Annotated in this window: 7 protein-coding genes; 5 read left to right on the top strand and 2 right to left on the bottom strand. The window is 62.1% G+C overall.

The window, feature by feature from the left end; all coding sequences use genetic code 11:
• Positions 1–140: 140 nt before the first annotated feature.
• Complete coding sequence (locus PLJ71_21520; protein ID HQM51268.1) at positions 141–1223, top strand: cellulase family glycosylhydrolase; 1083 nt, start codon at positions 141–143, stop codon at positions 1221–1223.
• A 177-nt stretch (positions 1224–1400) separates the two neighbouring features.
• Positions 1401–2804: a sulfatase gene (locus tag PLJ71_21525; GenBank protein ID HQM51269.1), complete on the top strand. Its 1404-nt coding sequence runs from the start codon at positions 1401–1403 to the stop codon at positions 2802–2804.
• A 129-nt stretch (positions 2805–2933) separates the two neighbouring features.
• Here the strand turns inward: PLJ71_21525 and PLJ71_21530 are convergent, their stop codons facing one another.
• Positions 2934–4382, bottom strand: coding sequence for a glycosyltransferase family 39 protein (locus PLJ71_21530; protein HQM51270.1), 1449 nt, complete (start codon positions 4380–4382; stop codon positions 2934–2936).
• A 138-nt stretch (positions 4383–4520) separates the two neighbouring features.
• Positions 4521–6164 (bottom strand): sodium/solute symporter, encoded by a 1644-nt coding sequence (locus PLJ71_21535; GenBank protein ID HQM51271.1) that lies wholly within the window; start codon positions 6162–6164, stop codon positions 4521–4523.
• A gap of 351 nt (positions 6165–6515) precedes the next feature.
• Between PLJ71_21535 and PLJ71_21540 the strand changes: the two genes are divergently transcribed.
• The 3 genes from PLJ71_21540 (at position 6516) to PLJ71_21550 (ending at position 10714) form a co-directional block, all read left to right on the top strand.
• A complete protein-coding gene (locus PLJ71_21540) occupies positions 6516–7853 on the top strand; it encodes an NHL repeat-containing protein (GenBank protein ID HQM51272.1) in 1338 nt (445 codons plus the stop codon).
• A 47-nt stretch (positions 7854–7900) separates the two neighbouring features.
• A complete protein-coding gene (locus tag PLJ71_21545) occupies positions 7901–9193 on the top strand; it encodes an NHL repeat-containing protein (protein HQM51273.1) in 1293 nt (430 codons plus the stop codon).
• A gap of 78 nt (positions 9194–9271) precedes the next feature.
• Positions 9272–10714: a hypothetical protein gene (locus tag PLJ71_21550; GenBank protein HQM51274.1), complete on the top strand. Its 1443-nt coding sequence runs from the start codon at positions 9272–9274 to the stop codon at positions 10712–10714.
• Positions 10715–10776: the final 62 nt, after the last annotated feature.

The raw sequence follows: 10776 nt of genomic DNA on the forward strand, positions 1-10776 counted from the left end.
TGGGGTTTGTCCGCAGCAGCGCATCTTTGCCCGCCCACTTGTATTCAACAGAGGTTTGTTGCAGGATTCGTAACCGTATGGGCGGGAATCGCGGACCAGACCGGGGTTCGTTGGGCGGCTCTGAAAGCGAGGGATCAAGCATGGCCGGACGCATCCTGGTTCTTTCGGTGTTTCTGCTGGCGGGTTGTGCGCATCATGGCCCGGGTGAAAAAGAACCGGAAGGCACCTGGAGCGTTGAACAGGGGCAGGCATGGGGCGCGAAGCAGCCCTGGCTGGTGGGCTGCAATTTCATTCCGAGCACTGCCATTAACCAACTCGAAATGTGGCAAGAGGATACCTTTGATCCCGCCACCATCGATCGCGAATTAGGATGGGCCGCGGACATGGGCATGAACATCGTGCGCGTCTATCTGCACGATCTCGCATGGCAGCAGGACCCCGAGGGATTCAAGGCACGCATCGATCAGTTCCTTGCCATCGCGGACGGCCATGGCATCCGGCCGATGTTCGTCATCTTCGACGACTGCTGGAACGAGGACCCGAAGCCTGGCAAACAGCCCGAGCCCAGGCCCAGCGTGCACAATTCGGGCTGGCTGCAGAGTCCGGGCAAGAAAGTCGCGGGCGACCCGGAACAATGGGGACGGCTCCAGGCTTACGTGGAAGACGTGGTCGGCACTTTCGCAAAAGATGCTCGGATTCTCTGCTGGGACCTGTACAACGAGCCCGGCAATTCGGGCTACGGCGAGGCATCACTGCCTCTGTTGCAGAAGGTCTTCCTCTGGGCCCGGTCCGCAGAACCGACCCAGCCGCTGACCGCCGGATTGTGGTCCGGCAACGAATCCTTGAACCGTTTTCAATTGGGGGCATCCGACATCCTCACCTTTCACAATTACGGCGATGCGGAGAGCCTTGCCAAAGACATCGAACGGTTCAAAGCGTTCGGCCGCCCGGTTATCTGCACGGAATGGTTGCGCCGCGGCAATAGCGAGGTCGCGACGAGCCTGCCCCTGTTCCAGAAGAATGGGGTGGGCTGCATCAACTGGGGCCTCGTGAGCGGCAAGACCCAGACCATCTACGCCTGGGGCACCCGGGAGGGCGCACCGGCGCCGGAACGGTGGTTTCACGATCTCCTTCATCCCGACGGGACGCCTTACGACCGCGCCGAAATCGCGTTGTTTCGTCAGTTGACGTTGGAAACCAATGGACCCCCGAGCAACAAGTAGGGGCCTGCTCCGGCGGGTGGGCACTGTTTGGTTCACCAAAGCAATGGAGTCGTCTCCCATAGCGCGTTTGGTCAGGCCCTGAATGCTCCGGCCAATGGTGCCGGGCGAGCACGCTGGCGATATTCCTCAGGCGAAGGCGATGGGATTATCATCAAGGCATAAGGAGGAAGGGTTGCGATGGCAGGTAGCGGGTTCAGGCGAAGCGATTTCTTGCGAGCAGCGTTCGTTGGCGGTGCGGCGCTGGCAGCGTCGTCTGTCGAGGGGGCGGCTTCCCGAAAACCGAGACCGCCCAACGTCGTTATCGTGCTCAGCGACGATCATGGCTATCGGTCCGTAGGCTACAACAACGCCGCGGTCAAAACGCCACACCTCGACCTGCTGGGGCATGAAGGTGTTGTCTTTGACCATGCCTATGTTGCTACGCCTATCTGCGCGGCGAGCCGTGCAAGTCTGCTGACCGGCCTCTTTCCCCAGCAGCACGGCGCGGTCGCTCTTGACTCGAGCGGATTCCGGGAGAACGTAGTTGACCGGCGCCGCCTTCCGACGGTGGCGCAGCTTCTGGCCAAGGCGGGCTACGACACCGCGTTCTGTGGAAAGTCCCACCTGGGACCGCCTCGTGATTACGGGTTTGCCGAGGGCGAGGAACTGAAGGACGCTACCGATGACCAGACTTTTTCGTTTGCGGCGCGGTTCATCGAGGGGCGGAAACACAACCCGAGGCCCTTCTTCCTTTGGGTGGCCGCCCGCCAGCCGCACATTCCGCTGAACCCGCCCGCGCAATGGATGGACCTTTACCGGGACGCGGAGATCCCCGTCGATCCGAACTTCCTCGAGTCGCCGCCTGCCGAGAGTGTTTTCAACCAGGGCTTGCCTGGCGAGCACTACTACCGCGACTCGGAGGGACGGAACAACTATGGCGGTCTCCCTGCCGGGCCGCCGCGTTCGAAGGAGCAGATCCGGGAGTTCACGCGGGCGTATTACGCCGTTATTTCGAGGCTGGATCATCAAATTGGGGATTTGGTCGAGCAGCTCAAAGCGGCCGGGGTCTACAAGAACACCGCTTTGATGTATCTATCGGACAATGGGTATCACTTGGGCAACCACGGGCTCGGCAACAAGATCACCATGCACGAGGAGTCGGTCCGCGTACCGATGTTGCTTCATTGGCCGCGGTTGAAGAAGACCGGCGTGCGAAATCGGGCCCTTGTGTCGTCCCTGGACGTGTTTCCGACACTGCTCGAGTTGGCGGGGGCGCCGATTCCGGACGGTTTGGCGGGCCTTTCGCTCGTACCGGTTCTCGAAGATCCTGCGCGGCCGCTGCGCGCATACGTCGCCAGCGAGTGCGTGGGCGTCGGGGGAAAGAGGGGCATGGGCCACCGCATGGTGCGCACGGCTCGATGGAAGTACATCCTGACCGACGCAAACGAGGAGGTGCTCTACGACGAGCAAGAGGACCCCTTCGAGATGGCAAACGTAGCCGCCGATGGAGCCAACCGTGCGGCCCTTCTGCAATTGCGCGGCTACATGAAGGAGTGGATGGAGCGCGTCGGCGATACCCACCTTCCGCCGCCCGATGTCTGACAGGCGGACATGCCGCTGAAGCTCTCGACGACGATTCCGGCAAGACTGGCCGGCTCCCTCTTCACGCAGCAACCGTGCGGGCTGGACTGCGCCCGGGCGCCGTCTTCACTGGCGCGGGAAACGGCGCGTTCAGTATGGAAGTTGCGCGGTGTTGCCGCCGGGGGAGTAGATGACCTTCCATTGAGGCCAGCTATACCAGATGCCATGGGCCCACGCAGTGAGGAGCAGCAGAATACATACGCACATAATCGCGAGACGCCTGACGCCGCCGGTACGCACCCGGGGCTCGCGGGACCGCAGGCCGGCGCGAACACGGCGAAGGCCAAAAACGCCGGCTGCCGCGAGCATGGCCAGCACCGGCACCAAGGGGAAATGCAGCCGGGCCTCGCCGAAAACGGCCGCGTGCAGAGCCGTGTAATAACCGAGCAGAAGGAGCAGCAGCCACAGGCCTGGCCCTTTTCGGCGGCCGAATACGGCCCCGACCACGGCAAATAGCGCAAGAAAGGCATACGGGCTCAGCAACACGATGAAAAACAGGGTGAGCATCAGCGGGGACAGCTCGCCGATGTAGTTGTAAGAGTAAGCGAAAATGAACATGCGGTGTTCCAGGCTCCAGAAGTGGGCAATTTTGAGCGGCACGAGAGCGAGCGCGCGATACGGGTGCGCACGAATGAACTCCATGGCGCGCGCCTTGCCCCAGTTGTGCATGATAACATCGCTCTCCGCCTCTTTTCTGAGGACCTTGTCGCGCAACATGTAGGCCATTTCGGTGGCGGCGTCCATGTCGAAACTTCCGTCAGCGTCTTCGCGGTAACCGATATAGAGGTTGTAACCGGTCAACGTATCGAGGTAGACGAACTGGCCCGTGACTTTGTAGTTGCGAACGGACCAGGGAGTGACCATGGCGAGCACGATGGCGGCCATCACCGCGCCCGACACCACCGTTCGCTTCCAGTCGCGGGTAGCAAGGAGAATCCACGCGACCACAAGCGGCATGAAGAATGTAAGAGAGGGACGCACGAGAATCGCCGCCCCGTAGAGGATCGCCGCGGGCGCCGCGCCGCGTAACAGCCCTTTTTCGGGAATCCGCAACGTGAACCACAAAGCCAGGAGCACGAGCGGAATGAAAATGTTCTCGGTGAGGAGGCCCAGGCTGTACAGAATGAGCGGCACGTAGAGCGCGACGAACACCGCGCTCAATCTGGCGGCGCGGCGCCCGAAGATGGGCCGGCACACGGCATACGTTGCCAGGGGATGCGCAGCCGCAATGAACGCTTGCACGAGCCGCGCGTAATAGAAGCTCTTGCCGAGCAGAAGGTAGATGCCCGCGAGAAAGAATGGATAGCCGGGCGGGCGGAATGCCGTGGCGAGCCCGAGATACCAGGCATACCCCTTGCCGTCGACAAGGCTCCTGGCGATCATGTCGTACTCGACTTCGTCGACCCCCAGGGGCGACCGGCCCAGCGCCAGCACGAACGCCAAACGCGGCGCCAGCGCCAATACATAGACGCCGAGCAGAAACGCCCAGTCCGGAATCGCGCCGAACAGTCTTCCCACCGCTTTACGGAACCTGGTCATATTTGTATCCTCCCTCATGCGGGACGAATCTATCCTGCACGGCGCCGCTCTTCCGCACAAGAGCCGCGTGGTTTCCGGTCTTCGGCGCCGGCGGAACCGTTGCTCACGCAAAACACGCTCTTCAGCCTCATGGCGCAGTCATCTCGAGCCGGCCCTTTCTTCTTCCGACACGATCTGGGTCCAGAACGTGAGTCCGGTCAGGTCGCGTCTGGGTTCGAAGAGGCTCGATACGAGATATGCCACGACAAACGTCAGCAGGTGACCGGCCAGGCCCACGTAATACACGTGTACGGGTTTCAGCAGCAATATCGCGGTCTCCCGGGAGCAGCCGAGACCGTGCATGAACTGCTCGGGCGTGATTCCCGCGAACTCGACGACCGCCATGTAGGTCGAGAAAATGAGCGTGGCCGCTATACCCACCGCGACGGAGCGGCCCGTGCCGCGCGTCGTGAGAAAGCCAAGTATGTACACGCCGAGGATGCCGCCGCCCAGAATGGACGCCAGCTTTGTCCCGAGATCCTGAAGGGTCAGGTTGCTCAAGGCATAGAACATCACCGCGCCGCCCATCATCAACAAGCAGGAGATTCCCGACGTCAGCCGCGCTGCGGCCACGTAGTGCCGCTCGCTGGCGGTCTTTACCATGTGGCGCCGGTAGAGGTCCGTCACAAACACCGCCGAGATGCCGCTTATGCTGGCCGACGACGCGGACATGGCCGCCGCGAGGATGCTCGCGATGACTATCCCCGCGAGGCCCGACGGAATCATCTTCACGCAGAAATACGGCAGGATGGACTCCGCCTTGGCGCCGCTTGCGCCGGTCAAGATAGCCATGGCCTGCGGGTCCGGGTGCTGTTTGAAAAACACATAGAGCGACGTGCCCATGAACATGAAGAAAGTCCACGTGGGCACGCTGCACGCGCAGCAAATCCAGATCGCTTTGAAGGCCTCCCGAGGATTCTTGGCCGACACGTATTTCTGCACCACGTTCTGGTTGCCGCTGTATTCGAAGACCCAGCCCGCCAACCCGTAAATCAACATCATCACGATCGACTTATCCCAGAGTGAGAAGATCTTCGCGCGCTCCAGGTTGCCGGTGGACACGTTCAGGTCACCGAGCATGAACTTGTTGTCCCTCCACCCGGTGGCAAACACGGCGCCGATTCCCCCGTCGATGCCCCGTATGAGCGTTACGAAACAAAGAATGGTCCCGAACCACAACAGGAAGGTTTGCAGGAACTGGGCCCAGACGACCGCCCTGACGCCGCCCAGAACCGTGTAGACGGTGACCACGCACCCGCCCATGAGGATGCAAACGTACGGCGGCGCGCCCGTGATCTGCTCGAACACAAGCGATACCAGGTAAAGGATGGTGGCGATGCGCATCACTTGGCCGATGATGAAGCATACGGCCACGTACGTTCGGACGCCGTGGCCGAAGCGTCCCTCGAGGTATTCGTAGGCGGAGGTGCACTTGTTGCGCCGGTAGAACGGCAGGAAGATTTTCGAGCCAATGTAGACTCCGAGGGGCAGCATCAGGCCCGGCAGCCAGCGGAGGTAGGCGGCCTTGTACGCGTCGCCGGGGAAAGAGACGACGGTGATGGAACTGATGGACGTGGCGAACATCGCAAGCCCCAGCAGCCACGCCGGGAACTCGCGGTTGCCCACGAAAAAGCTCTCGGTCGACTTGTTGCGTTTGGCAAACAAGGGGCCGATGGACGCCACTGCCAGGAAATACACCGCCAGGATGACCCAGTCCAGAAGCCCGAACCGTGCCGGCGTCATGGACACCCCCTCCTCGGTTGTTGCCCCGGCGGGGCGCCGGTTATCCGCCCGCTCCCCATATACAGCCCTGCCAGAGCATGCTTTGCGCCGCCGGATTATAGCAGGATGCACCGTTGGAATCCCTGCGCGCAACAACGGACGGGACGGGCGAGCAGGAAGTCTTTGGACTGGTGCACGATGGGGCGCATCAAAGAGACGGCCCAGCGACGCCCTGCGCGCCCGGGGCAAATAGCGCCGGACGGAAATGGGGTTCGCTACCTGCCTCGGGTGAGTTGCCTCAGGCGTTCTGGTATATAATCCTGAATCCGATACCGGCAATTTGCCTTCACGGACGGGCAAGAGGAGTCCCTCATGCAACGAGCCTCGCTGTCGCCTTTGTCGAATCGGTCTGGCAACGGATTCGTGAGCAGCGCCCCGTCGTGCGCCGCAGTCGCCGTGTTCATTGCCGCCGCCGCTGTGGTTATGCCTGTTTTCGCCGCGTCTGCTGGGGAAGACGCGTCTTCCGGACGGGCTCGCATCGCTCCTTCGGTGGTCCACTTGGCCCCGGGCGCGGAACAACGGTTCAAGGCCGTCATGCTGCAAACACGCCTGAAAGGCGCTACGGCGGCCCAGAACGTTGCGTGGTCCGTAAACGGCATCCCCGGCGGGGATGATACCGCAGGCCGGATCACGGCGGATGGGTTGTACACGGCGCCCGCGCAAACACCCAAGCCGCGGGAGGTCCACATTTGCGCGGAAATGGCCGATGCGGCAAACCCTCACTTGTTTGCGACGGTGCTGTTCGAGGGCGAGGGGACCCACTATGAAAGCGTTGCGCAGTGGAGCGAATCCATCGCGCAGCCGGTGCATCTCAAAGATCCGCATTGTCTGGCCCTGGACCACGCGGGCAACCTCCTCATCGCGGACTTCGAAGGGTCGCGCGTGCACCGGTTCACGCCGGACGGGATGTACCTTGGCGATTTGGGCCTGGGCACGGGGGAAGCGCCCGGTTACGTGATCAAGCCGCGCGTGGTTCAGGTGGACCACGAGGGCAACATCTTCGTGAGCGACCAGAAAAAGGACCAGCCCCGCATCCAGGTGTTCAGCCATGACGGCCAATTCCTGCGCACGTTCGGAGACAAAGGGATTAATCCCGGCCAGATCCTGCGGGCCCACGGCCTGGCGTTCGATTCGAAACACCGGTTGTACGTCGTAGATGTCGACGCGATGCGGATCAACGTTTACGATTCCTCCGGCAAATTCCTGCAATCCTGGGGCCAGGACGGCTCGGGCCTGGGCGAATTCAACGCTCCGCACGGGATCGCCATCGACGCCAACGACGACGTGTTCGTCGTGGGATATTACGGCCCCTGCCAGAAGTTCACGTCCGGCGGGAAGCTGTTACGCGTGTTTGCCGAGCCCGATCCGCCGGACAGCGCCGTTTATTTCCACAGTATTTGCCTGGATCGATGGGGCAACGTGTACCTCACCGTGCGCGGCGCGGGCGGATACGGCGGCGCTATTGAAGACACGCAAGGCAATCATGTGAGCATCATGAAATACAATAACAACGGGGACTACGTCGCCAGCCTGACGCTGAACGTGTCGGCGCATGCCGAAAACTGGGCCACGGTCGCCAAGGACGGGACCGTGTATACCATCTTCGTAGGGAACGAGCGAATGGGAGTGGAAACATCGGCGCCAAGGTAAGCGCGGGAGCGTAACCAGCCGCGTATTGCGCCTGGAAGGAAAAATTCATGCAGCTCAACTCGAGTCGGCGGTTTCTCGCGGTCTTCACCGTGTGCGCGCTGGCATTTGCGTTGGTAAGCGCGTCAAGCCGCGCCGCGGACGCGGAAGCACCTGGGGGACGGGCGAATATCCGGCCGTCGCTGGTCCAGCTTGCTCCGGGCGGGACGCAGGCGTTCCGGGCGGTGTTTGAACCAGGATGGTTGCACGAGGCCCGGGTCGCTGACACCGTTTCCTGGGCGGTGAACGATATTCCCGGCGGGAACGAGAGCCTGGGAACCATCGACAAAAATGGGCTCTATCGGGCGCCCGGGCAGGCGCCGCGTCCCTGTGAGGTCCACGTCTGCGCCACCGTGGACGGCGCGCTGAATCCCCATCTCTGGGCAACTGTCGTGGTAGGGACGGCGGCCCCGGCGTACGAGCTTGTGGCCAAATGGGAGGAGGCGGCGGACGGTTCCGGGCGCCTCAAGGACCCGCTCGACATCGCCCTGGACCGCGACGGGAACCTGCTCATAAGCGACGGGGGACTTTCCCAGGTGCTCCGGTTCACCGCCAAAGGTGAATTCCTGGGAAGCATCGGCGAAGGCGGGGGAAACACCCCCGGCCATTTCGGCGAGCTGCGCAACGTCGATGTGGATGGCGAGGGGAGAATCGTTGCGTGCGACATGAGAACCGGCCCGCCGCGCATCCAGGTCTTCGACAACGGCGGCAAACTCCTGCACGCATTCGCTCTGAAAGGCGTCGGTCCCGGACAGATTATGCAGCCGGCGGGCCTCGCGTTTGACCCCGCCGGGCGTATCTTCGCGGCCGACGCCGACAACATGCTGGTGAACGTTTACGAGCAGGATGGCACGTTCGTCGAGGCATGGCGGCGCAATGGCGTGCGGCCCGGCGACCTCAACGAGCCCTACGGCGCGGCCGCCGACAGGAACGGCGACGTCTTCGTGCCCAACTACTACGGTCCGTGCCAGAAATTCACGGGCAAGGGCGAGTTCCTCCTCGCATTCGCTCAACCGGACCCGCCGGACGGTCCCGTGGCGATCACCAGCGCGGCCGGAGACCAATGGGGGAACGTGTTCCTTGCCGTGCGCGACACCGCCGGACTGGTGCAGAACTCCGCCAACCCCGAACCCAAGCCAGCGCGCATCATGAAGTTCAACAATAACGGCGACCTCGTAACGAGCCTTGCCCTATGGGACGACGAACGCGGGGAGAATAAGACCGCCGTGGACGGCCACGACCGGCTCTATGTATTGTTCAAGCGTGTAAATACGGTTGGCGTCGCAATATTCGAGGCGCGCTGACCGGTTGGTCATGTTGCAGGGCCGGCAATTGTCGCGTGCCTGCACGATAACAGGCCGGCGAGCCAAAGGATCGCGAACATGTCTCGTCAACCCCGCCTCCTCGGAAAAGACCGCGCCGTGTGGATTTGTTTGTTTCTGGCAGGACTGATGGGTTCGGGCGCCGCCAGCGCCGCGGAAAACCCCGTGGTGCAAAAGAGCAGCGTCCGGCTGCAGGACCTCAAAGGCCATATCGAAGCAGACCTGTTCCAACCCGATTTTCTCGTTGGGGACAGCAACTATAACGCGCTTACGGCAGCCTCCGACGGCAGGATCCATTTCGTCGTCAACACTCACAACAACGACTTCGGCTGCCGGTACTACATCTTCGAGCCTGAAACGGAAACCATCACGCTTGTTGGAAAGCTCGATGAAGTCCTTCAGGAACCCGCCGCGACGCATGTCCCCCAGGGGAAAGTGCACACGCCGCTTTTTGAACATAAGGGCAAGATCTGGTTTGCGACCCACACATCCTACTATCACGGGGAGCTTCCCGAGTTCGATTCCAAAGGCAAGGCGCCTTACAGCGGCGGCCACTTCATGAGCTACGATCTGCAGACCGGTCAATTCGCCGACCTCGCGCTGGGTGTGCCGGGCGAGGGCATCATCACACTGGCCATGGATACCCAGCGCGAAGTGCTCTATGGGCTGACATGGCCGTCAGGGCTGCTCGTCACCTACGACATCGGGAAAAAGGACGTGCGCTGTTGGGGCGGGGTGCAGGGACGCGGCGAATGGGGCGAACATCCCTGGGAATGGGACCGTATCTGCCGCATGCTCGCCGTGGCCCCTTCCGGCGAAGTCTACGGCTCGACGATGTATGGCAGGATATGGAAATTCGATCCCGCCATGTATAACCCGGTGACGTACCTCGACGGTCTGGACCTTTGCCGCGTGCCCTTGTCTCAATCCGCGGCCGAAACCAAAAAAGGTGACTTTCAGAACGACTGGCGCGCGATCGCATGGAATCCGGCGACCAAAAGCTTCTGGGGAATCATCTGGGAAACCACCACCTTGTTCGAGTTCGACCCCTCCGCAAACTACCTCCGTTCCATCGACGAATTGCGGCCCGAAGCCTATCGGGGCATGCCTCGCAATCCCGAGATCAGCCAGTTGGGCTTCATGTTGGGCCCGAACAACACGCTCTTCTACCTCGCGCATGGGCCGGAAGTGGCCATCGAGAACCGCCCGCCCGCGCAATCCGGGTTGTACCTGCTGACCTACGACATCGACCGCGGGAAGCTGACCAACCACGGTCCGATCCTTTCCCGCGATGGCCGCCGTGTCTTCTTTGCGGAAAGCATCGCGATCGGCGGCAAGGGTGACCATATCTACACCGTGGCCTGGGTCGAAGTAACCGATCCTGCCCGCCGGGGCGAGATTGCCGCGGCCCGCGCGTTCGGCCCGGCCGAAACCGCCCAGATGGTGTACGAGATCCTCCTCGTCAGACTGCCTCCCTGGCGAGACGTTGTTGCCGCGGATTGACCCCGCACGCAGGCTGTGGTTTTGAGAGGCTTCCCGCCCTGCCCGGTCCTTGGCGCGGCGGA

The sequence above is a fragment of the Candidatus Hydrogenedentota bacterium genome, from assembly GCA_035416745.1.
GTDB lineage: Bacteria > Hydrogenedentota > Hydrogenedentia > Hydrogenedentales > SLHB01 > UBA2224.

Bases quoted from the DNA above. Each gene is read 5' to 3' on its own strand.
- PLJ71_21520 (HQM51268.1), top strand. From the start codon at position 141: ATGGCCGGACGCATCCTGGTTCTTTCGGTGTTTCTGCTGGCGGGTTGT.
- PLJ71_21525 (HQM51269.1), top strand. From the start codon at position 1,401: ATGGCAGGTAGCGGGTTCAGGCGAAGCGATTTCTTGCGAGCAGCGTTC.
- PLJ71_21530 (HQM51270.1), bottom strand. From the start codon at position 4,382: ATGACCAGGTTCCGTAAAGCGGTGGGAAGACTGTTCGGCGCGATTCCG.
- PLJ71_21535 (HQM51271.1), bottom strand. From the start codon at position 6,164: ATGACGCCGGCACGGTTCGGGCTTCTGGACTGGGTCATCCTGGCGGTG.
- PLJ71_21540 (HQM51272.1), top strand. From the start codon at position 6,516: ATGCAACGAGCCTCGCTGTCGCCTTTGTCGAATCGGTCTGGCAACGGA.
- PLJ71_21545 (HQM51273.1), top strand. From the start codon at position 7,901: ATGCAGCTCAACTCGAGTCGGCGGTTTCTCGCGGTCTTCACCGTGTGC.
- PLJ71_21550 (HQM51274.1), top strand. From the start codon at position 9,272: ATGTCTCGTCAACCCCGCCTCCTCGGAAAAGACCGCGCCGTGTGGATT.